The organism is Sphingopyxis sp. A083 (assembly GCF_001468495.1).
In the GTDB taxonomy this organism is placed as follows: Bacteria; Pseudomonadota; Alphaproteobacteria; order Sphingomonadales; family Sphingomonadaceae; genus Sphingopyxis; species Sphingopyxis terrae.
The window spans coordinates 15226-37448 of the sequence record NZ_LNSK01000006.1; the positions used below are offsets into that span (position 1 = coordinate 15226).

Genomic DNA, 22223 nt, shown 5'->3' on the forward strand with positions numbered 1-22223 from the left:
GCGCTATCCTCTCGTTTCCGCGATATATTCGTCGACATTCTTCGCGAGCACGTCGAGCGGCACATTGCCGCCCAGCACGACCGTATCGTCGAAATCGCGCAGGTCATATTTGGCACCGCGCGCGGTCTGCGCGCGGCCGCGCTGGCGGACGATTTCGCTGTGGCCGACCTTGTAGCCGCAGGCCTGCCCGACCCAGCTGCAATAACGATCGACTTCGCTCGCGACCTCCAGCGGGTTCGATCCGTTGCGTTCGACGAAGAAGCGCACGCCCTCCTCGCGCGTCCAGCGCTTCGCGTGGATCCCCGTATCGACGACGAGGCGGCAGGCGCGAAAGGCGATCGACTGAAGATAGCCGAGCCGTCCGACCTCGAAATCGTCGTAAAGCCCCAGCTCGTCGGCAAGCTGCTCGGCATAGAGCGCCCAGCCCTCGGAATAGGCGTTGAAGGCGAGCATCGAGCGGATCAGCGGCATCTTGTTGGCATATTCGCCCTGCCAGGCATGGCCCGGGATCGCCTCGTGCATCGCGAGGTCGGGGAGCGAATATTTGCTGTGCAGATCGGTCGTGCGCAGGTTGATCCAGAAACGGCCGGGGATCGATCCGTCGATCGATCCGGCGCCGCCATAGGCCGCGGGCGCGCCGGGTTCTTCGGCGAGCGGCAGGCGCTTCACCTCGACATTGCCCTTCATCATCGTGCGGAAGGCGCGCGGCAACTGGGCGCGAATCTTGTTCAGCCAGCTCTGGATATAGGCGACGATCTCGGCCCGGCCTTGGTCATTGTCGGGGAATTTGAAGCGCGGGTCTTTCGCCAGCGCGTTCATCCGGTCGCCGACGGACCCTTGCGTATAGCCGAGCTTCTGAAGGATCGGGTCCATCCGCCCGTGCAACTCTTCGAGCTGCTCCAGACCCATTTTGTGAACCTCGTCGGGGGTCATCCGCGTCGTGGTCGATGCGCGCAGCGCCCAGGCATAGAATTCGTCGCCGTGCGGGCGTGCCCACATGCCCGCGTCCATCGTCGCCTTCGGCCGTTGCGCCTTGAGTTCGGCAAGCTGGCGTTCGAGCGCCGGTACCACCGTCTCGCGCGTGATCGTTTCGGCGCGCGGACCCCAGTTCCCCGCAATATTCTGTTCGCGCGTCCGGGACGCGAGGCTCTCGACCAGTCCGCCGCCGTCGCGGGCGTCGGCAAGGCTCGCCTCCATCTGCTTGACCGCCTTGTCGATCAGGAAGGCCGGGGCGATGAGGCCTTGGGCGGCGGCGGCCTTGAGCCGTTCGGTTTCGCCGTCGAGCGCGGCAGGATAGGCGGCGAGGCGCGCAAGATAGGCCTCGGCGTCGGCGCTCGTCTTGACCGGATGATCGCTGTCGAGAAATTTCGGCACGTCGAGATAGGCGCCGACATTCTGGATGACGACATAGGGCGTGTTGCGCCAACCGCCCACCGCAACATCGCCATAGGGCTGCGCAAAGCCGGCGAGCGCGACGTCATAGGCGCTGTCGACGACCGCAAGACTGGTTCGCGTCGCATGGTCGAGCCCCGCCGTGTCGAAGGCGCGGACGCGCGCCAGGTCGGCCTTCAGCGTCGCCGCCAGTGCCTGCTGCCCCGCCGCCGACCGATCGCCGAGCTGCGCCCGCATCGCCGCGCGCGCGCCGGTATCGATGCCGAGCGAGGTCGCTCCCTCGGGCGAATGGGCGAGGAGATTGTCGGCGATCGAGGTCAGCAGCGCGTCGGCGCCCGCCGTGCCGTCGCCGCTGGTCGCGGGCGCGAAGGCGCGGGCCGGCGCGGTCAAGGCCAGCCCCGCGACTCCGGCACCGAGGGTGGCGATCGTCTGACGGCGGCTGACGGGCGTATGGAATGGATCGGACACGGACGGCTCCCTCGCGACTTGTTTCTGTTGAAACCTGTCTAGGCACCGCGGCGCGGGGGTCAACCGGAACCCGTTCCTCCCTGCCGCAAGGCGGTGGGGAGGGGGACCATCCGAAGGATGGTGGAGGGGCGGCAACGTGGCGCTATCGCCCCTCCGTCAGCGGCCTTGCCGCTGCCACCTCCCCATCGCGTCGCGACGGGGAGGAGCAAGAAAAGGATCAGTCGGTCAGGTCGGCGGGAACCTTGCCGCCGTTTGCGGCAAGCTCGCGCATCACCGCTTTATGCAGCCAGATATTCATTTCGGCGCTGCCGTTGAGTTCGCCGGTATAGCCCAGTTCCTGCGCCAGCTCCTTGCGATTGGCAAGGCTCGAATCGATGTCGAGCAGCTTCATCAGATCGACGATCGAGGTGCGCCAGTTGAGCGGCTGCGTCACCTTGGCAGCTTCTGCGGCGAGGATAGCCTCGACATCGACTTCGCTGATTGCGGCAGTGGGCACTGCGACCGCGGCCGGACCAGCGGGGACCTCGGGAGGAGCAGCCGGTGCCGCTGGAGCGGGAGTGGCGGCTTCCGCCTTCTTGCCGAAGATCGCGTCTTTTATCTTGCTGAAAATGCTCATGTTCATGCTCCCACTTTGGTCCGGCGCTTCGGACGAAGCGCGCCAGACTCATTTATGCGGCGGGTGGATGACAGGAGAATGAACCGCTCCCCCGCGGTGCCCGCGCTGCTATACCAACCCCCATCGGCTGAGTTCGATCCCGCGCCGCGGTGGGAGAATTTGCATGAATCTCCCCGACATTCTGCAGCCGGTCGGCGGCATCAAATCTCGATGGTACGCGTGCTGGGGCTAGCGCCGGAACGCCGGGGTCAGAGCCCGGACGGCCCTGACCCGCAGCATTGCCCATCGCCTCAGCTATAGGGCGGAGCGTCCTCGAACTCTCCGAACGCCGGATAGTCGTTGGCGACGCTGGCGGTGAAGTTGGGCGCGCGCTTTTCGAGGAAGCTGGTTACGCCTTCGGCCGCGTCGGGGCTGCGGCCGCGAGCGAAGATCACGCGGCTGTCCCAGCGGTGGGCGCTCATCGGGTGCGGGGCGCCGAGCATCCGCCACATCATGTGCCGCGTCAGCGCGACCGATACCGGAGCGCTGTCGCCGGTCAGCTCACGCGCTTTGGCGATCGCGGCGTCGACCAGCTCGCCTTGCGTATGGACCGACTGTACCAGCCCCTTTTCATGCGCTTCGGCGGCGGGGATCAGCCGGCCCGAATAGCACCAGTCGAGCGCGGTCTGGATGCCGACCAGTCGCGGCAGGAACCAGCTCGATGCCGCTTCGGGAACGATCCCGCGGCGCGCGAAGACGAAGCCGTAGCGGGCGTTGTCGCTCGCCAGCCGGGCATCCATCGATAGCGTCATCGTCGCGCCGATGCCGACCGCGGCGCCATTGATGGCACCCAGGACGGGCTTTTTCGCTTCGAAGATGCGCATCGACACGCGGCCGCCGCCATCGCGGATCAGCGGGTGCGACCAGTTGATCGTGCCGTCTTCGCCGATCGGGCTGGCCGGGGTGCCGTCGGGCAGCAGCGCCTGCTTGTCGGCGCGCTTGTCATAATCGAAGGTCGCGGCGCCCGCGCCCAGATCGGCGCCCGCGCAATAGGCCTTTTCGCCATGACCGGTGAAGATCACCGCGCGGACGCCGTCGTCGGCATCGCATTCGTCGAGCGCGGTAATGATTTCCTGCATCATCTCGCCGGTGAAGGCATTCATGCGGTCGGGGCGATAGAGGGTCAGCAGCGCGATACCCTCATGCTTGTCGAGACGAATCTGTTCGAAACTCATCTTCTCTCTCCTTGGCTTTGGCCGCAGCGTTGCAAGCGACGGCGTCGAGTGCAAGCACTTTACGTAAACGTAAAGAAAGATCCTCTCTGTCGCGCAGCGATGGGGAGGGGCCATCCGAAGGATGGTGGCGGGGCAGCGGCGTTGCGCAAAGGCCCCTCCGTCAGCGGCTGCGCCGCTGCCGCCTCCCCATCGCTGCGCGACAGGGAGGATCGCTTTCAACCCGGGGATGACGCGCCCTCGCTTTGTCGCTATAGGCGCCCCGACCGCCCCGGCGTCGCGCTCACATTTGAGTCGCTTTGCCGGGGCCATTCATTTGGTTCCGACAGAAAGTTGACCGCCATGGCCCGTCGCCGCCAGATCTACGAAGGCAAAGCGAAGATCCTCTACGAAGGCCCCGAACCGGGCACGCTGATCCAGTATTTCAAGGATGATGCGACTGCATTCAACGCGCAAAAGCGCGGCACGATCAACGGCAAGGGCGTGCTCAACAACCGGATTTCGGAGCATGTCTTCACGCTGCTGGGCAATATCGGCGTGCCGACGCACTTCATCCGCCGCCTCAACATGCGCGAACAGCTGATCCGTCAGGTCGAGATCGTGCCGATCGAGGTGATCGTGCGCAATGTCGCGGCGGGCACGCTGTCGAAGCGCCTCGGGCTGGAGGAAGGCACACCGCTGCCGCGCACGCTGATCGAATATTGCTACAAGGACGATGCGCTTGGCGATCCGCTGGTCGCCGAAGAACATATCGCCTGCTTCAACTGGTGCAGCCAGGACGAACTGCACGACATTCAGGACATGGCGATCCGCATCAATGATTTCATGAGCGGCATGTTCGCGGCGGTCGGCATCCGCCTCGTCGACTTCAAGCTCGAATTCGGACGGCTCTACGACGGCGATTACAGCCGCATCATCCTGGCCGACGAAATCAGCCCCGACGGTTGCCGCCTGTGGGACATGAACACCAATGAAAAGCTCGACAAGGATCGCTTCCGCCGCGACCTTGGCGGCGAAGTCGAAGCCTATCAGGAGGTCGCACGGCGCCTTGGCCTGATGCCCGAAGGCGGCGACAATGCGGTGCTCGACCTCGAAACGCACCGCAAGAAGAAGGGCAGCTAAGGCCGCCCCGACCCCGCACGCGTCTGAGCGTTTACAGCGGCGTCATAGCGAGAAGCCGAAGTCGACGCGGCAATCCAGAGCGCGCGTAAACCGCTCTGGATTGCTTCACTCGGCCTTGCCGGGCTCGCCATGACGAAGTTTCGTCGCTGAAGCTGCCTCAGATATTGATGCTCGTCGGAATCAGGCTGGGCTGCAGATAGGGATAGGGCTGCCGCCGCTGCGCGTTGCGCGCGGCGATCGCGGTTTCGACATTGGCCAGCGCCCCCTTGAACCACGCGAGCGGCCCCTCGGGCGCGGTGACACGCGGATCCTGGAACCAGGGCGGGTAGGGGAAGCTGTTGCTGCGATAGTCGCCGAGCGGGCGGTAATGCACCGAACCCAACAGTTCGAGCACGTTGAGCTGTTCGAGCGCCAGCGCCATCGGTGGCATCATCGCGAGCCAGCCCGGCTTGTCCTGCCCACGCTCGCAATCTGGCGCGGCCTGCCACGCCGCGCCGGTGACGGCGGGCGCAAAGGCCATGATGTCCTTTTGCGGGAAATTCACCGCGGCATGCTGTGCGCTCGCGGTGAACATCACCATAGTGCAGACATCGGCAAGCTGGTCGCGCGTGGCGATCGGGCCGAAACCCGTGATCCGCGCTTCGCCGGCCAGGCTGTCGGCCCAGGCGGCGAGTTCGGTGTCGCCGACAACCGCGTCATCGTCGGCATAATAGAGCCAGACATATTGGCGCGCCCATTCGCGGATCGCATTCCACACCAGCAGCGCGTCGTCGCGATAGGGATAGTCGGCGAGCGTCGATCCGGTCCCGACCCCGCGTGCGGCCAGATCGGCCGGCAGCATCTTGCCGTAAAAGTCGAAGGCCAGCCGGTCGTCGGCCGCCGCGGCCTGGCTGGATGCGATAGTGCCTGCGAAAATATGGTCGATCGGCCCGTTCGCGGCGATCAGCGAGGTCGCGGCCTGATCGTTGATGAACAGTGTCCCTTCGAAATGCGGGACGAGCAGCGCCCATAGCGGATGCGCCTGGGCCAGATGGCGGTGTGTGGCGACCGCGAAAGCCTCGATCACCAGATGGGTGCGCGCCAGATGCGTGAAGAGTTCGTGATAATTGCCGTCGGCGACCTGAACGACCAGCTTCGCCATCTCCCAGCCCCATTGCGCATCGGCGGCGGCCGAGGGCGTGAAGATGGGGTGCAGCGCGGGATCCTGCCCGCACTGGATCGCGACCGGAACGAGTGCCGATCCGCCCGGCGGCACCGCGAACAGCGCAATCGGCTGCCAGACATATTTGGCAAGGCTGCCGTAGGTGCCCGGCGTCAGCACCGCGAGTTCGGCATAGTCGAGCAGGAACAGCCGGCGCTCGGCAAGCGCGGCGTCCAGCGTGTCGCCATTGACCACCGCGGCATAGCGCGCGGGGCTGAGCGGGAAATTGGTCGGGAGCGCGTCGCCCGCCGCGGCGATCAGCATATTGTTCGGCCCCTGAACGCGCAGCCGCGCGAAACAGGCATCGTCCTGAAAATCATAGGCGACACCGGGAACGGGCAGCGTCCGGAACAGGGCGCGATAAGCGTCGAGGCTGCGCGGCGCGCTGCTGCCGAGGCCGGCCACTTCGGCCGCGCTGACCTTGATCAGCGCTTCGATCCGCTGGCGATGCGCCTCCAGCTTCGCAAGCTGCGTGTCGGCTTCGACCGCAGCCACAACATGTTCGACCTCATCGACGAAATGGCCGAGGAGCGACGTGCCATCCTTCATCGCATGGCCCGCCGCGATCCGCGCGGTCGATTGCTCGATCGCGTCGCATTCGGCCAGCGCGGCTTCATAGGTGCTGCGCGGCGTATCGAGTTCGCCCTTGTCGACGCCGTCCAGCTTCACCGCGAGTGCATTGCGCACGATCGCCAGCCCGACGCCGATCAGGATCGCGAACCAGGCGATCGTCGGCATATCCTGTTTGGGCACGTCGGTTGCGAGCGGAACGCCGGGAAGCGACGGCTCGTCGGTCGTCCACATATAGACCTGCCGCGTCGCAGCGAGTTGCGCGGCGCGCGCGGCCTGCTCCGCCGGCGTGTCCTGCTGCGGCAGACTGGGCGCGGCGGGCGGAAGGATTGCGCCGTCGATCTGGCTGGGGGCGGTGAAATCGGGCGAAGGGAAGGACATGCGAAAGCTCCTGCGACATGAACGCGGCGCGAGGGATCGCAGAACATGGTTAATTTTTGGCATGCCGCAGGGAGGGGGCGGCCCGGTTAGGGCGATGAAAAACAATCCTTCCTTTGTTTAACGCATGCTTTACCCCCGCTTGATACCCAGCCGGAATGACGGGGGTTATAGCATGGATGCGGCGGCGCTTTTTTCCGCCATTGCCGGAGGATATCCGGGACGATGTCGCGATTCTGCGCGCCAATCGTATCGAGACGCTGACCCCGATGCTTTTTCTGATGCTCGCGGCGACAACGCCGACCGCCATTTATGGCGGCATGCCGAGCGTCCATCCGATCATCCGGATCGGCTTTCCGGTCGTTCTGGCGGCGGTGTGCCTGCTCGGCTTCGCTGCGCAGATGCATTATCGTGGCCGGCGCATGAGCCCGCGGCGCGCGCGGCGGGTGATCGTCGAGGCAGCGTGGGTGTCGGGCATGATGGGCGCGATGTGCAGCAGCTGGACGGTGGTCAACTGGCTCGCCGCGCCGCCCGAAAATCACAGCTATTATGCGATGATCATGGCGATGGGGTCGCTGGCGACCGCCTATTGCCTGTCGTCGACGCGCTTCGCGGCGTTGCTCAATCTGGGCATCGGGATGGTGCCGATCGCCTATCTGATGCTGACCTCCGGCCACGCGCCCGAGATTGCGGCGGGCACCAGCCTGGTCGTCGCGACGATGTTCCTGGTGCGCATGATCCTTCAGCAGCATGGCCAGCTTGTCGACCTGCTGGAATTGCAGCGGCAGATGCGCGATCTGGCGCATAGCGACGCGCTGACCGGGCTGCCCAACCGGCGTGCGTTCGACCTGCGGCTGGAGGAAGAAATCGCGCGCGCGGCGGATGACGAGATATTCGCGATCGCGCTGCTCGATCTCGACGGCTTCAAGCCGGTGAACGACCGGCACGGCCATGCCGCCGGCGATCAACTGCTGTGCGAAGTCGCGGCGCGGCTGCGCCGGGCGTGCGGCGATCATGCGCTGGTCGCGCGGCAGGGGGGTGACGAATTCGCCATTCTGGTGCCGCGCCGTTCACCGCTGCTTGCCACCGCGCTTGCCGATCATCTGCTCGCCGCGCTCGTCGCGCCCTACCGCATCGGCGGCCAGCCATTGCGCGTCGGCGCGAGCGTCGGGGTCGCCAACTGGCCCGGCGACGGTGGCAGCGCGCGCCGGCTTTTCGACACCGCCGACCGCGCCCTCTATGCGGCGAAGGCGGCTGGTCGACCCGACATGTCGCCGGTCGAAAGCATCGGCATCGCAAGCTGATGCGGGCTTGACCGCCCCATATGGGGCGGTCAGACCGGTCGCCATGAAGCGGACCATTTTCTGGCGCGTCTCGACCGCGCTCTCGCCCCTTGCCCTCATCGCCGTCAGCATATCGCCGGTTCTCGCGAAACCCGCCGCCGCCCCCGCCGCAGCGCAGGTCGTGCCGGTCAATCCGCAGACCGCCGCCGCCAAGGCCTGGAATTTCGCGGCCAGCGATGTGCCCGTCGATTCAAACATCGTCTTCGGCGTGCTCCCCAACGGGATGAAATATGCGCTGTTGAAGAACAGCACCCCGAAGGACAGCGTCGTCCTGCGCATGCGTTTCGACGTCGGCAGCTTTGCCGAAGCCGAGGATCAGCGCGGGCTGGCGCATTTCATCGAGCATATGGCGTTCAACGGATCGACCCATGTGCCCGAGGGCGAGATGATCAAGCTGCTCGAAAGGAAGGGGCTGGCTTTCGGCGCCGATACCAACGCCTCGACCGGCTTCGATCAGACGGTCTACCAGCTCGACCTGCCCAACGCGTCGGACGATCTGATCGACACCGGTCTGATGTTGATGCGGGAAACCGCGAGCGAACTGACGATCGACCCCGCCGCGGTCGACCGCGAACGCGGGGTCATCCTGTCGGAGCGCCGCGCGCGCGATACCTATCAGCTGCGCAATATCGTCGATCAGCTCGGTTTCCAGATGAAGGGGATGACGGTCGCGGACCGGATGCCGATCGGAACCGAAGAGGTCATCCGCACCGCGCCCGCATCGCGCCTGCGCGACCTTTACGATCGCTATTACCGGCCCGAACGCGCGACGCTGGTGATGGTCGGCGATTTCGATCCTGCCGCGGTCGAAGCGAAGATCAAGGCGCGCTTCGCCGACTGGCAGGGCCGCGGCCCGGCCGGTGCCGATCCCGACATCGGCACGCTCGATTTCAAGCGCCCCGCCGCCGCCGAATCCTTCGTCGACCCTGCGATCCAGGATTCGGTGACGATCGCCAGCTTCAAACCCTGGGTGCAGGAAGCCGACACCAAGGCTAAGCGCGCGCGCAAGCTCGCCGAAGACATTGGCGAAGCGATCCTGAGCCGCCGTCTTGCCAAGATTGCGCTCGACGAGGATTCCCCGATCCTGGCGGGCTATTTCAGCGAAGCCGACGGGTGGAAGGTCTTCGATCAGGTCACCGTCGGCGCGGTCGCCAAGGAAGGGGCGTGGACGGAGGCGCTCGGCCTGATCGAGCGCGAGCTGCGCCGCGCCGTCCAGTTCGGCTTCACCCAGGCCGAGGTCAACGAACAGATCGCCAATCGGCGCACCGCGCTCAAGAATGCCGTCGCCGGCGTGACGACCCGGCGCAGCGACGCGCTCGCCGATGTGCTGGTCGACGCGTCCGAAGGCGATTATGTCGTCGTGCGTCCCGAAACCTCGCAGGGGCTGTTCGATGCAATCGCGCCGCAGCTGTCGGCCGATGCGGTGAGTGCGGCTTTCCGCAAACGGATGGAGGGCTTCAGCCCGCCGCTCGCGCGCGTCACCGCCAAGACGCCGGTCGAGGGCGGCGACAAGGCGATCCTTGCCGCGCTCGACACGGCGCGCGCGGTCGCGGTGACGCCCCCGGCGCAGGCGCAGAGCGCGGCCTTTGCCTACGACAATTTCGGCACGCCCGGCGCGATCGTCAGCGATGACCGCATCGACGACCTCGGCATCCGGCGCATCCGCTTCGCCAACAATGTGATGCTCAACATCAAGAAGACCGATTTCCAGAAGGACAAGGTCTATCTGTCGGTGCGCGTCGACGGCGGGACGCTGCTTGCGACGCGCGACGACCCCACCAAGGTCGCGCTTGCGGGGTCGCTCAGCCTTGGCGGGCTGGAAGCGCACAGCCTCGACGATCTGCGCACCATTTTTGCCGGCAAGACGGTCAGTCCCAGTTTCGGCATGGCCGATATCGACGCTTTCGGCAGCAAGGCGATCACCTCGCCCGACGATTTCGCCGCGCAGGCCGAACTGATGGCGGCCTATCTGACGCATCCCGGCTACCGCGCCGACGGGCTCGCGCTGATCCGTCGCTATCTGCCGCAGCAATATGCCGCCAATGATGCGACGCCCGGCGCGGTGCTGGCGCGCGACAGCGGCGGCATCCTTGCCAATGGCGACCCGCGCGAGGAGACGCCGCCGCTTGCGACGATGATGTCGCTCGACTGGAGCAAATTGAAAGCGGCGGTCGCCGACAGCTTTGATCATGGCGCGATCGAGATCGGCGTCGTCGGCGACATCGACGAACAGGCGGCGATCGACGCGATCGCGGCAACCTTCGGCGCGCTGCCCGAACGCCGCGCGGCGTTCGATCCGCACAGCGACGCGCGCAAGCGCGACTATCCGGTCGACCACAGCGAACGCACGCTGATTCACAAGGGGCCGGCGGACCAGGCCGAACTGCGCGTCTATTGGCCCGCGCGCGACGACAGCGATCTGACCGAGGCGATGCGCCTCAACCTGCTGTCGCGCGTGATGCAGCTCATGCTCACCGACGAACTGCGCGAAAAGCTGGGCGAAACCTACAGCCCGTCGGCGGGAGCCAGCCTGTCGGACGAATATCCGGGCTATGGCTGGCTCGTCGCCGCGAGCAATGTCGATTACAAGGATCTGGCGACGACGCGCGCCGCGATCTTCGCGATCGCCAAGGAATTGCGCGACAAACCCGTCGATGCCGACACGCTCGATCGCGCGCGCAAGCCGCTGGTCGAGGCGATGACCAAGGCGCGGCGCGAAAATGCCTATTGGCTGGCCTATGTCGCCGAGGCGACGAGCCGCGCCGACCGGCTCGACCGCAGCCGCAACGGCATCGCGGCAGTCGAGGCTGCGACGCCGGCCGAGCTTGAAGCGCTCGCCAAACGCTATCTTGTCGACGACAAGGCGCTGGTGATCCGGGCGATCAGCGACAAGGCCGGAAAATAGCGGGACGCGCGGCCGGCCCGACGGGGCGGCCGCGGCCCGGTTCTATTTCTTGAGCCCGATTTCGCGGAGCCGTTCCTGCAGATATTCGTCGGCGGTGATCGGCGTCGGATACAGGTTCGGATGCTCGGCATCGATGCAATTATCCAGCGTCACGATCGGATAATCCGAACGGAAGTGCAGGAAGAAGGGCATCGAATAGCGCGCAACGCTGGCGCGGCCGGCGTCGGGATTGCGCACGCGGTGTGTGGTCGAGGGCAGGCGGTTGTTGGTCAGCCGTTGCAACATGTCGCCGACGTTCACCGCCATGGCGCCCGCAGGCGGCGATACCGGAAGCCAACTCCCATCCTTGTCGAGGATTTCGAGGCCCGCTTCTTCGGCACCGAGCAGCAGGGTGATCGTATTGATATCTTCGTGCGCCTCGGCGCGGATGCCCTTCGCCGGGCCTTCGACGGGCGGGTAATGCAGCAGGCGCATCACGCTGTTGCCGTCCTTCACCGTGTCGTCAAAGAAATCGGGTGCGAGGCCAAGGTAGCGCGCGATCCCGGAGAGCAGCTTGCCGCCGACGCGGTCGAATTCGGCGAACAGCCGGTCATAGGTTTCGCGAAAGCCCGCGACTTCGGCCGGCCAGACATTGTTCGGCTGTTGCGCGGCAAGCGGGTGGCCGGCGGGCAGGTCGCGGCCCACGTGCCAGAATTCCTTGAGGTCGACTTCCTTCGCGCCCTTCGCGATTTCGGTGCCGAAAGGAGTGTAGCCGCGCGCGCCGCCGCCGCCCGCGATATGATAGGCGCGCTTCGCCGCTTCGGGGAGTGCGAAAAATTCCTTCGCTTTTGTCCAGGCGTCGTCGATCAGCGCTGGATCGATGCCGTGATCGGTAATCATCGCGAACCCGAAGCGTTCGAACGATCCGCCGAAATCCTGGGCGAAGCGATCGTCGGGCAGCGACATGGAAATAACGGGAACGGCAGCGGTCATAAGGGGTGTGTCCATTTGTTGGTGCTGTGGCACGCCATGCCGGTCCCGCCGGGGCGCGTCTTTGACATGAATCAGGATTTAGGCGGGTCGGCGCGGTTGCGAAAGAGGAAAAGGATGCTTTCGCGTCGGCGCGCGCTGGGCTAGGCCCCCGCCATGGGCAAGCAATATTGGCTGATGAAATCCGAACCCGACGTCTATGGCTGGGACGACCTGGTCAAGGACGGCACGGGCATGTGGGACGGCGTGCGCAACCACAGCGCCAAGCTGAACATGATGGCGATGAAGGTCGGCGACGAGGCGCTGTTCTATCACAGCAATATCGGCAAGGAATGCGTGGGGATCATGCGCATTACCCAGGAAAGCGCGCCCGATCCGACCGCCGAGGAAGGATCGCCGTGGGTCATCGTGCGCGTCGCGCCCGTGCGCCCGCTCGCGCATCCGGTGACGCTGGCGGCGATCAAGGCCGATCCCAAGCTTGCCGACATGGACCTTATCCGCCTGTCGCGCCTGTCGGTCGGGCGCGTGACGCCCGACGAGTGGAAGCATATATTGAAAAAGTCGGAAAAGCCCGAAGCCTAGCGCAGTTTCGACTGCATGTGCGCCGCCACCGAGGGGTGGAGCGGATAGACGAATTCGCAGCCGAAGCTGTTGCCGTCGGCGCGCCGGATCACCGCTTCGAGCGGCTGCAGGCCCGGCAGGTTGACCCATATCTGCTTGCCGATCTGCGGCCGCGAAAAGGTGATCATGCGAAAGCCCGTCGACGACAGGTCGAACAGTTCGACGTCGAACGGGTTGAAGCCCGCTTCGCGATAGCGCGCGCGCCCGCGGACGGTGGCGCGTTCGGCGCGGCGCCCTTGCGGCGAAAGGTCTTCGGTGTCGGTCGTGCAGGCGTTGGCCACTGTATTCAATCCCACTGGTCGGATTATCGATTCGCATTTTTAGCGCCGCGCTGGTGAACGCAAACTCGACGGAATTGGTGAAAATCGCCTATACCATGGGGTCTTCGGCCAGCGTCATCTCCTGCCCCGGAAAGGGACGGGCGAGGCCGGCCGCGTCGCGCCAGTCGGCGGTCAGCCAGCGCGCATAATCGCCGGGACGGAGGATGACCGGCATCGCTTGCGCGCCGTGATGGCTAAGCAGGCGGTTCGGTTCGACGGTCAGGATCGCAAAGCTCGGCCAATCCTCGCCCTGACGATGGATGCCGGCAAAGGCGAAAACCGTCTGGTCGGCGGGCGCGGCCCACAGTTGTTGCCGCGCACCGGCCGTCCCCGACCACAGGGCGAAACGGGTCGCGGGGATCAGGCAGCGCAGTTCGGGATGACGCAGCGTGCCGATCCAGAAGGGACTCGAAAGGTTGCGCACCGTCGTCACCGGCTGGTCGCCGCGCGGCGGCGGCGGGACGCCCCACAGCTTGGGGCGCAGCCACGGGCGGCTCTGCGCGCTTCCGTCGCCGACGACCACCGGCGCCGGGCGTCCGGGGGTGACATAGCCGCCGGCCCAGGGATCGCGCCCTGCATCGGCACCGAGCGCCTGCGCGGCGATTTCGGCGGTCGCGTCGAGGCGATAGAGGTGCATGCCCGCCCGGCCCTAGTCGGTCGATCGCACGCGTCCGCGCATCGATTTGACCGCGCTGCGCGCTTTTTTACCGTCGACGCGGCGCGCCCTGGCCGCCTTGCTCGGCTTTGTCTTGATCCGCTTTTCAGGCCGGACCAGCGCCGCATCGACGAGCTCGTTCAGCCGCGCGCGCGCATCGGCGCGGTTGGCTTCTTGGGTGCGATAGCTGCGCGCGAGAATCACGAGTTCTCCCGCCGCCGTCATCCGGCTTCCCGCGAGCGTCTTGAGCCGGCGGTAGGCGTCGGGCGGGAGGCCGAGAGCGAACACATCGACGCGAAGCTGGCACGCGGTCGCGACCTTGTTGACATTCTGGCCGCCCGGCCCGGTACCAGCGAGGAATTTTTCCGAAATCGCGGCTTCGGGAATGTCAGCCACGGGTCGGGGCGGCGCCTTCGGGCGGTGAAAAGCCGAGCGCGGCGAAGCGCGCGGGGAAGGGAGCTTCGGCAATTATTGACGGCTTGACGTCACGTTTTACCACCAACCGCTCGGCGTGGAGCAGGGTGCGGTCCTTGCCGCGGCCGTTGCCGTACACGGGATCGCCAGCGATCGGCAGACCCAGCCCATCGAGCGCATGGACGCGAAGCTGGTGGGTGCGGCCGGTTTCGGGACGGAAACGCAGCAGCGCCCGCCCGTCGACGACGGCAAGCTTTTCCCAGTGCGACACCGACGGCTTGCCATTCGGATCGACGACCATGCGCCAGCCGGTCTCCGCGGTCGACGTCTTCGCGAGGGGCAGGTCGATCGTGCCGCCATCGCCATCAGGCACGCCGTCGATGATCGCGAGATATTGTTTTTCGACCTCCCGCCCCTCGAAAGCGCGGGTGAAACGGCCGTGCGCCTTGGGATTGCGCGCGAGCAGCAGGCAGCCCGAGGTGTCGCGGTCGAGCCGGTGAACGGCGAGCGGCCAGCGCTTGAAGCCGAAACGCAGGCTGTCGAGATGGTTTTCGAGGCTGAGGCTGCCGTCGCGCGGCGGATCGACGGGCAGGCCTTCGGGCTTGTCGACGACAAGCGCCTCGCCATCGAGGAACAGAATATGGTCAGAAAGAAGCATCGGCTGCCTATAGGCGGGCCGCTCCTTCGCCGAAAGCGTAAACGTCCATCGCCAGCAGGCCATAGGTCGTGCTGGCATGGAGCCGAGCGGCGTGCAGGCCATCCGCTTCGGTCCCCGCACCCATCGCGACGAACAAGGGCAGGATATGATCCATCGTCGGATGATTGTCGCGGCCATGCGGCGCGCGTTCTACGGCGTGTAGCACATCGTCGACGGCGTTCGCCGCCATATGTCCGGCCACCCAGTCGGTGAAGTCGGTGACCCAGGCGGGCGCGGGTGCGTCGATCGGAAGGCGCGCCGAAAAGAGCGCGCGAAGATTGTGCGTGATGCTGCCCGAACCGATCAGCAACACACCCTCATCGCGAAGCGGCGCGAGTGCACGGCCCAGCGCATAATGCCATTCGGGTGGCGCATGCGAGGCGATCGAAAGCTGGACCACCGGAATATCGGCCTTGGGATAGACCAGCGACAGCGGCACCCAGGCGCCATGATCGAGCCCGCGGTCGGGATCGGCGGCGACGGCGAGGCCCTGAGCGGCGAGCAGGGCCACGACCCGCTGCGCGAGCGCCGGATCGCCCGGTGCGGGATAGCGCATGTCGAACAGCGCTTGGGGGAAATTGCCGAAATCATGGATCGTCGGCGGCGCGGGCGAGGCGGTGACCGTCACCCGGTCGCCCTCGAACTGCGCGTCGTGATGCGCCGAGACGACCAGGATCGCGCGCGGACGCGGCAAGCGGGCGCCCAGCCCGGCGAGGAAGTCCCGCGCCGGGCTGGGCTCGAGCGCCATCATCGGCGAGCCGTGGGAGAGAAAGAGGCTCGGCAGACGGCGCATCGAGGTCAGGCCGCGAGCTTCGCCGCGGTTTTCGCGACGCGTTCGCCCAGATAGCGGGCACCGCCGAGATCGGCTTCGCTCGGCTGGCGCGATCCGTCGCCATCGGCGAGCGTCGTCGCACCATAGGGGGCGCCGCCCTTGACTTCATCGACGCCCATCTGCCCGGCATAACCATAGTCCAGCCCGACGATCGTCATGCCGAAGTGGAGGAGGTTGGTGAGGATGCTGAACAGCGTCGTTTCCTGTCCACCATGCTGCGACGCGGTCGAGGTGAAGGCCGCGCCGACCTTGCCGGTGAGCAGACCCTGCGCCCAGACGCCGCCGGCGGTGTCCCAGAAGCTCGCCATCTGGCTGGCCATGCGGCCGAAGCGGGTCGGCGAACCGACGACGATCGCGTCATAGTCGGCAAGCTGCTTGGGATCGCCGAGCAGCGGATGCGCTGTGTCGGTCTTGAAGCCGGCGGCCTTTACCACCGCCTCGGGCGCGGTCTCGGCGACGCGGCGAATATCGACCTCGGCACCCGCGGCGCGCGCGCCTTCGGCGACGGCGTCGGCCATCTGCTCGATATGTCCATAGCTCGAATAATAGAGCACCAAAATCTTTGCCATCTTCGGTTTCCTTTCAGTCGGGAGGGAAGGGGTGGGCCGCCGCCGCAAGGGAGGGGGATGGAAGGCGGCGGCCCGAGGGGGTGGGATCAGAGGCTGTCGACCAGCACCAGTTCGGCATCGTCGAGCGCTTCGACCTCGATCGTTGCGACGTCGCGGATCGCGATGCCGTCGCGCGGATCGGCATCCTGTCCGTTGATGCGGATGCGGCCCTTGGCGGCGACCAGATAGGCGTGGCGGCCGGCGCCCAGATCATAGGCGACCCGGCTCCCCGCGGTCACGGTCGCGGCCGCGACCCGGGCATCGGCACGGATCGGCAATGCGTCGTCGTCACCCTCGATCCCGCTGGCCAACGTCACGAAGCGTCCCGAACGGTCGGCCTGCGGGAATTCGCGCTGGCCCCAGCCGGGATTGCCGCCATCGCGATCGGGGATGATCCAGATCTGGAACAGCGTGGTTTCCTCGTCCTCGAGGTTGAATTCGCTGTGCGTCACCCCGGTGCCGGCGCTCATCACCTGGACATCGCCGGCCGCGGTGCGGCCGCTGTTGCCCATGCTGTCGCGGTGGCTGATCGCACCGGTGCGGACATAGGTGATGATTTCCATGTCGCGGTGCGGGTGCGGCGGGAAGCCGGCCTGCGCCCCGATGGCATCGTCATTCCAGACGCGCAGCGCGCCCCAGCCCATGCGGTCGGGATCATGATAGCCGGCGAAGGAAAAATGGTGGCGGGCGTCGAGCCAGCCGTGATTGGCGTGACCCAGCGTGTCGAATTTGCGAATGTCGATCATCGGGCATTTCCTTGCTGGCCGCCTTCCCGGACATCGGGGGCGGCGTGTTGAGGCCAAGATAGGCGATGCATTCGTTTCTGAAATAGCGTAGATCGAAACTTATCGTTTCCAATTGGAGGATGTTGTGGCGCTTCCCGATTATGAAGGCTGGGCCTGTTTCGTGGCGGTGGCCGACAGCGGCGGCTTCACCGCCGCGGCAAGCGCGCTTGGCCTGTCGAAGGCCAGCGTGTCGAAGGCGGTCAGCCGGCTCGAGGCATCGCTCGGGATCACCTTGCTCCATCGCAGTTCGCGATCGGTGACCGTGTCGACGGCGGGCGCCGGGCTGCTCGAAGAGGCGCGGGCGATGGTCGCCGCTGCGACCGCCGCGACCGAGGCGGCGCATGGCGACCGCTTCGACCTCGCCGGGCCGATCCGACTGGCGGCGCCGATGAGTTTCGGGATCAAGGTGCTCGGCGCGCCGCTCGCCGCCTTCATGGCCGAGCATCCCGCGGTCGAGATCGAACTGACGCTCAGCGATGCGCGCCACGATCTGATCGCCGAAGGCTTCGATCTGGCGCTGCGCGTCGCCAGCCTCGACGACAGCAGCCTGCTCGCGCGCACCATCGCGCCGATCCCGACGTCGGTGATCGCCAGCCCGGCCTATCTCGATCGTCACGGCACGCCGCGCCACCCGCTCGAACTCGCGGGGCATCGGCTCGCTGGCTACGGCCACCGCGAAAAGGCGCGGCCGCTGCGTTTCCACCGCGAAGGCGAGGAGGCGACGATCGTTCCTGCAGGCCCGCTGTTCACGAACAATGGCGATGTGATCGTGCCGATGCTGGTCGCGGGGGGCGGCATCGCGGTGCTGCCGCACTTCATCATCGACGCCGAACTGCGCGCCGGCAGGCTCGTTCCGATCCTGACCGACTGGTCGCTGCCGCAGGCCCATCTGCACCTGTTGTCGCCGCCGTCGCGCCTCCGCCCGGCGCGGGTGCGGGCCTTGTCCGACTATCTCGCCGACACGCTGAAACGCAGCTGCGCGGGCCGCGACTCGTGGATTTCTGCGGGTTAAATCAAAATTAACCTTTTCCCTTCACAAGTTTCATGGTTAATGTTCCGCCAGCCCTGCAACGGGGGCGTTGGTGGCACTGCGAGGGAGCCGCGGACGGGTTGCGGGTCCATCGTGGGAAACAGTCAAGGGGTGCCTAATGCGCGTACTGCTGATCGAGGACGAGCCGACGACCGCGAAGGCGATCGACACGATGCTCACAACCGAAGGCTTCAACGTCTATACCACCGATCTGGGTGAGGAAGGCTTGGACCTTGGCAAACTCTATGATTACGACATCATTCTGCTCGACCTGAATCTGCCCGACATGCACGGCTATGACGTGCTGAAAAAGCTCCGCACCGCGAAGGTGCAGACGCCGGTGCTGATCCTGTCGGGCATTTCGGAAATGGATTCCAAGGTGCGCTCGTTCGGCTTCGGCGCCGACGATTATGTCACCAAGCCCTTTCACCGCGACGAGCTGGTCGCGCGCATCCACGCCGTCGTCCGCCGCTCGAAGGGCCATAGCCAGAGCGTCATCAAGACGGGCAAGCTGGCGGTCAATCTCGACACCAAGACGGTCGAAGTCGATGGCGTCCGCGTCCATCTGACCGGCAAGGAATATCAGATGCTGGAGCTGCTTTCGCTCCGCAAGGGCACGACGCTGACCAAGGAAATGTTCCTGAACCACCTTTATGGCGGCATGGACGAGCCCGAATTGAAGATCATCGACGTCTTCATCTGCAAGCTGCGCAAGAAGCTCGCGCTCGCGTGCGGCGGCGAAAATTATATCGAGACGGTCTGGGGTCGCGGCTATGTGCTGCGCGATATCGACGAAGAAGGGAATGAAGTGCGCCGGGTCGCCTGACGCGCTTTACCTGCGAAAATCAGTAAACGGGGGACCCGGCGCGGAGCGATCCGCGCCGGTTTTCCTTTGTGTGGCGGCGACGCGCGGATCAGATCTTCGGTTTGCCGTAATGACCCGGCAGCGACGAAACCTGCCGCAGTCCGGGGCGCCAGGTCGACATTTGCGTCGGCGCCATGATCTGGAATTCGGCCTTGCTGTCGGCGGCGACGAGCTGATCGGCGTGCGCCGCGCGCAGCCGTGCCGGCTCGATCGTCCGTTCGGTCTGCAGGCCGAAGCGCTTGTCGCTGACCCAGCGGACGACGCCTTCCATCGGCTGATGACCCGGAAGATAGACGGTCAGCCGCTCGCCGACCTGCAGCACATGCGGCGACTGCCCGCCAACGCCGGTTTCGGAAATATTGCGCAGGGTCACATCGAAGCGCCCCAGGCGGTCGCACGCAAGCGACGCCTTCACCAGTCGCGACTGGCGCGGTTGGCGCTTTTCGGCTGAAGCCGTTGAGGCGGAATCGGCCTCGAAATTCGGCATGGGCGACCCAATAAGCTTCTGCCGCCTGTCACCCACGTCAGGCGGTTATTGTGGTCCCATCTCCGCGCATAACGAAAGAAGGTAAATTTTCGTATAGCGCGCATGTAGATTTTGCGACTTTTGCGACGGACCGAGTGCGGGCTCCATCGATATGCTTCGGATACGAAGCATCTGAATTGACGCGGGAATATTCTGCGACCTGCCGAGCGTCGGCCGAGCCGCTCGCCTCCGGCCCACCGCCGCGTTAACCGCGCCCGGCAACGCTCTTGTGCAAGGCAGCCCGCCGCACGCCGAAGCGTGGGCGGGCCGGGAGAAGGGGCTCCGCGTTACCGCAGACCCGAATAATCGACGTCGACGACGCGGCCATACCGCACGTCGCAGCTGAACTTGCCGCGATCATAGGAACCGCCGCGACCCCAGCGTCCGCGCCAGCCGTCGTTGACGACGACGCGGCCCTTGACGCGATAGCCGTCGCGCTTGCGATCGATGCTCGTGACCTGCGTCACGTCGGTGCGGCCATAGCGGCTGGTGCCGCGCTCGACGGCACGGACGCACTGGCCGACCGCTGCGCGACTGTTGCCATAGCGGCCATAATCATAACCATAGCCGTATCGCGGATCATTGTAACGGTCGCGATAGCGACGATCGTTACGGTCATAGCGATCGTAACGATCGTTGTCGGCCGACAGGATCGCGGCGAGGCCGCCGAGGACGACGGCGCCGGCGATGATTTCGCCTGCGCCGATCCCGTCGCGGTCGCGGTGATCGTACCGGTCGCGCGCGAGCGCGGGGGTGGCGCTCAACATCGCGCCGGCGGTGGCCGCACCGATTGCGGCCTTGGTCCAGTTCATGGGCTTCTTCGCCATGGTTCGGTCTCCTATTCAGCAGGCGGCACCCGTGCGGCCTGCGATGCCCCTTGCTAGCGAAGGCGCCGTGACGCGGTGCTGAACCCGGCGCTTATCTGCGGTTCAGCCTTGGTTCGGCGTGGGTTCAGCTTGACGGAGGCGCGCAAAAAAAGGCCCTCCGCCATCGCTGGCGAAGGGCCGAAAATCCAATGACAATGGAGTCAGTTGATGCTGACGTCGACCACGCGCCCGCCGCGATAGCTGCACCCGAAACTGTGCAATTCGCCGCCCGGACGCGATATGCTTCCGGTGACGTACCAGCCGTCGCCGCCGTTCGCAGGCCGCGTGTCGGTGATGCTTTCGACGCGGGCATCGTCGCCCATTTCACCCTCGGCCGCCCAGCCGCAGGCATCGGCCGCGCGCTGCTCAATCTCGCCGCCGCGATAGGCGTCGCCGGTGCCATATCCGTCCGGACCGCGATCGTCGCGGCGCTGATAATCGGGGGCGTCCTGCGCGCGATCGTCGCGATAGGGCGGGTCGTACCGATAGTCGCGGTTGCGCGCTTCGCGATTTTGCTTGCTCGCCGCGCTGGCAACCGCCGCGATCGTGCCAAGGATCAGGATGCCGCCGATGATCTCGCCCGCGCCGATCCCGTCGTCATGGCGATTGTGCCAGCCGCCGTGGCGTCCGCGTGCCTCGGCCGGGGTCGCGCTGAGCCCGACCGTCGTAACCAGAACCGCCGCCGCTGCGGTGAAGCCGGTCATCTTGCGCATTTTAGTCACTCCAGAGCGCGGACAAGGGCGTCCGCCGTCGCCCGATTACCTAGGCGCGCCATGCTTTCGCGCCGCTGAACCGTGGCGAAAGGGCGGCGAAAGGAAAGGCCCGCCGCTCCCTGATGGATCGGCGGGCCTCACTAAACCAAGCCTGGCGACCAGACCAGTTCAGGGCGCGTCAGCAGACGCAGCGCGGCTTGGCTTTGGGTTTCGGCTTCCTCTTGGCCACATAGCGTTTCCGCACCGGCACATTTTCATAATAGGTCTTGGTCGTGGTCACGACGCGTTCGGTGACGACCGGCGGGCCGTTGATGATCGTCGTGACGACGACGCCCGGCGTGTAATAGCCATAACCATAGCCGTAGCTATAGGCATAACCACCCGGGTAGCCGGGATGGCCGGGGTAATAGCCGCCATGGGCACCGCCACGGCGCGCCCACCATTCGTCGCACTTCTGCTTGTCGGCCTCGCTACCGACCGCCGCGCCGGCGAGCGCCCCGACGCCGCCGCCGATCAGCGTGCCGGCGGTACGGTCGCCATGACCGGCAACGCGATTGCCGACGACACCGCCGACGATCCCGCCCACGACCGCACCGGTCGTCGCGCCGCCATGGCCGCAGCGACGACCCATTTCCATGTCCTCGCGCGGGTCGAAACCGCCCTGATAATAGGGGGGCGGCGGATAGTCGGCGCCGGTGCGCCCCTCGACGCTGCCTTCATAGCTGCCCTCGTACCGGCGGCCGTCGCGATCTTCGTAGGTGCCGTTCCACGTGCCCGTCCAGCGGCCTTCGGACTGATAGCCGTCGATGTGGCGATATTCGACTTCGCTCGGCATCCGGTCGGGATAACCGGTGTAGACGCGCACGTCGGGCGCGGCGGGCGCCTCATAGTCGAGCCGCGGGGCCGCTTCGTCGGTGGTCGTGACGACGGTGGTCTGGGTCTTGGTGACCTCGGCGCTGGTCGCATGGCCGGCCAGCAGCAACGATGCGGCGGCAGCCCCCAACAACAGAACGGTGCGCATGCTAAACTCCCTGTTCCAGCGGAATCGCCCGTGGGGGCAATGGCTTGGTTAACAGTCTGTTAGCAAAATCGGCGCTTTTCCGCGAATCCGTTAAC

22 protein-coding genes are annotated in these 22223 nt (G+C 65.9%); 6 read left to right on the plus strand and 16 right to left on the minus strand.

The annotated features are described in order from the left end of the window. Positions 1–3: 3 nt before the first annotated feature. The 3 genes from ATE59_RS11850 to ATE59_RS11860 all read right to left on the minus strand — a co-directional run bounded on the left by ATE59_RS11850 (position 4) and on the right by ATE59_RS11860 (position 3690). Positions 4–1860, minus strand: a complete 1857-nt coding sequence (locus ATE59_RS11850; protein ID WP_058812585.1) for a DUF885 domain-containing protein — start codon at positions 1858–1860, stop codon at positions 4–6. Between the two features lie 217 nt (positions 1861–2077). Continuing rightward, entirely contained in the window at positions 2078–2476 is a 399-nt protein-coding gene (locus ATE59_RS11855; protein ID WP_040589350.1) for a DUF3597 domain-containing protein, read from the minus strand. A gap of 290 nt (positions 2477–2766) precedes the next feature. Further along, entirely contained in the window at positions 2767–3690 is a 924-nt protein-coding gene (locus ATE59_RS11860; RefSeq protein WP_058812586.1) for a crotonase/enoyl-CoA hydratase family protein, read from the minus strand. Positions 3691–4029: 339 nt separating this feature from the next. On the opposite strand from ATE59_RS11860, the gene purC reads away from it, so the two are divergent. Then, positions 4030–4809 carry a phosphoribosylaminoimidazolesuccinocarboxamide synthase gene (gene purC, locus ATE59_RS11865; protein ID WP_003040316.1) on the plus strand — a complete coding sequence of 260 codons (780 nt, stop codon included), beginning with the start codon at positions 4030–4032 and terminating at the stop codon, positions 4807–4809. Positions 4810–4966: 157 nt separating this feature from the next. On the opposite strand, the gene ATE59_RS11870 is transcribed toward purC, so the two are convergent. Beyond that, on the minus strand, positions 4967–6961 hold the full coding sequence (locus tag ATE59_RS11870; RefSeq protein ID WP_058812587.1) for a lipoxygenase family protein: 1995 nt from the start codon (positions 6959–6961) through the stop codon (positions 4967–4969). Positions 6962–7137: 176 nt separating this feature from the next. On the opposite strand from ATE59_RS11870, the gene ATE59_RS11875 reads away from it, so the two are divergent. Beyond that, positions 7138–8262: a GGDEF domain-containing protein gene (locus tag ATE59_RS11875; protein ID WP_058812588.1), complete on the plus strand. Its 1125-nt coding sequence runs from the start codon at positions 7138–7140 to the stop codon at positions 8260–8262. A 43-nt stretch (positions 8263–8305) separates the two neighbouring features. Next, positions 8306–11206: a M16 family metallopeptidase gene (locus ATE59_RS11880; RefSeq protein WP_058812589.1), complete on the plus strand. Its 2901-nt coding sequence runs from the start codon at positions 8306–8308 to the stop codon at positions 11204–11206. 42 nt (positions 11207–11248) lie between these two features. On the opposite strand, the gene ATE59_RS11885 is transcribed toward ATE59_RS11880, so the two are convergent. Then, on the minus strand, positions 11249–12178 hold the full coding sequence (locus ATE59_RS11885) for an isopenicillin N synthase family dioxygenase (protein WP_003040305.1): 930 nt from the start codon (positions 12176–12178) through the stop codon (positions 11249–11251). Between the two features lie 153 nt (positions 12179–12331). Between ATE59_RS11885 and ATE59_RS11890 the strand changes: the two genes are divergently transcribed. Then, positions 12332–12757: an EVE domain-containing protein gene (locus ATE59_RS11890; RefSeq protein WP_058812590.1), complete on the plus strand. Its 426-nt coding sequence runs from the start codon at positions 12332–12334 to the stop codon at positions 12755–12757. On the opposite strand, the gene ATE59_RS11895 is transcribed toward ATE59_RS11890, so the two are convergent. From ATE59_RS11895 to ATE59_RS11925, 7 genes are all read right to left on the minus strand, one after another. Then, complete coding sequence (locus tag ATE59_RS11895; RefSeq protein ID WP_058812591.1) at positions 12754–13077, minus strand: PilZ domain-containing protein; 324 nt, start codon at positions 13075–13077, stop codon at positions 12754–12756. The genes ATE59_RS11890 and ATE59_RS11895 overlap by 4 nt on opposite strands. 88 nt (positions 13078–13165) lie before the next feature. Further along, positions 13166–13753 carry an SOS response-associated peptidase family protein gene (locus ATE59_RS11900; protein ID WP_003040296.1) on the minus strand — a complete coding sequence of 196 codons (588 nt, stop codon included), beginning with the start codon at positions 13751–13753 and terminating at the stop codon, positions 13166–13168. A 12-nt stretch (positions 13754–13765) separates the two neighbouring features. Next, the gene (gene arfB / locus ATE59_RS11905) at positions 13766–14167 is read right to left on the minus strand and encodes an alternative ribosome rescue aminoacyl-tRNA hydrolase ArfB (RefSeq protein ID WP_003040293.1); all 402 of its coding nucleotides are present in this window, start codon (positions 14165–14167) and stop codon (positions 13766–13768) included. Beyond that, a complete protein-coding gene (locus tag ATE59_RS11910) occupies positions 14160–14843 on the minus strand; it encodes an RluA family pseudouridine synthase (protein WP_003040291.1) in 684 nt (227 codons plus the stop codon). The genes arfB and ATE59_RS11910 overlap by 8 nt, the downstream gene beginning before the upstream one ends. 7 nt (positions 14844–14850) lie before the next feature. Continuing rightward, positions 14851–15675, minus strand: coding sequence for a DODA-type extradiol aromatic ring-opening family dioxygenase (locus ATE59_RS11915; RefSeq protein ID WP_058812592.1), 825 nt, complete (start codon positions 15673–15675; stop codon positions 14851–14853). Between the two features lie 5 nt (positions 15676–15680). Continuing rightward, the gene (gene wrbA, locus ATE59_RS11920; protein WP_058812593.1) at positions 15681–16283 is read right to left on the minus strand and encodes an NAD(P)H:quinone oxidoreductase; all 603 of its coding nucleotides are present in this window, start codon (positions 16281–16283) and stop codon (positions 15681–15683) included. Positions 16284–16369: 86 nt separating this feature from the next. Beyond that, on the minus strand, positions 16370–17068 hold the full coding sequence (locus ATE59_RS11925) for a pirin family protein (protein WP_058812594.1): 699 nt from the start codon (positions 17066–17068) through the stop codon (positions 16370–16372). Between the two features lie 124 nt (positions 17069–17192). On the opposite strand from ATE59_RS11925, the gene ATE59_RS11930 reads away from it, so the two are divergent. Both ATE59_RS11930 and ctrA read left to right on the plus strand, forming a co-directional pair. Further along, positions 17193–18119, plus strand: a complete 927-nt coding sequence (locus ATE59_RS11930; protein ID WP_058812670.1) for a LysR family transcriptional regulator — start codon at positions 17193–17195, stop codon at positions 18117–18119. Positions 18120–18255: 136 nt separating this feature from the next. Beyond that, positions 18256–18963, plus strand: coding sequence for a response regulator transcription factor CtrA (gene ctrA, locus ATE59_RS11935; protein WP_003040277.1), 708 nt, complete (start codon positions 18256–18258; stop codon positions 18961–18963). An 88-nt stretch (positions 18964–19051) separates the two neighbouring features. Here the strand turns inward: ctrA and ATE59_RS11940 are convergent, their stop codons facing one another. From ATE59_RS11940 to ATE59_RS11955, 4 genes are all read right to left on the minus strand, one after another. Then, the gene (locus ATE59_RS11940; RefSeq protein WP_058812595.1) at positions 19052–19489 is read right to left on the minus strand and encodes a PilZ domain-containing protein; all 438 of its coding nucleotides are present in this window, start codon (positions 19487–19489) and stop codon (positions 19052–19054) included. Positions 19490–19815: 326 nt separating this feature from the next. Next, the gene (locus ATE59_RS11945) at positions 19816–20355 is read right to left on the minus strand and encodes a hypothetical protein (RefSeq protein WP_058812596.1); all 540 of its coding nucleotides are present in this window, start codon (positions 20353–20355) and stop codon (positions 19816–19818) included. 200 nt (positions 20356–20555) lie between these two features. Further along, on the minus strand, positions 20556–21107 hold the full coding sequence (locus ATE59_RS11950) for a hypothetical protein (RefSeq protein WP_058812597.1): 552 nt from the start codon (positions 21105–21107) through the stop codon (positions 20556–20558). A gap of 178 nt (positions 21108–21285) precedes the next feature. Further along, complete coding sequence (locus tag ATE59_RS11955) at positions 21286–22128, minus strand: glycine zipper domain-containing protein (RefSeq protein ID WP_058812598.1); 843 nt, start codon at positions 22126–22128, stop codon at positions 21286–21288. Positions 22129–22223 lie beyond the last annotated feature (95 nt).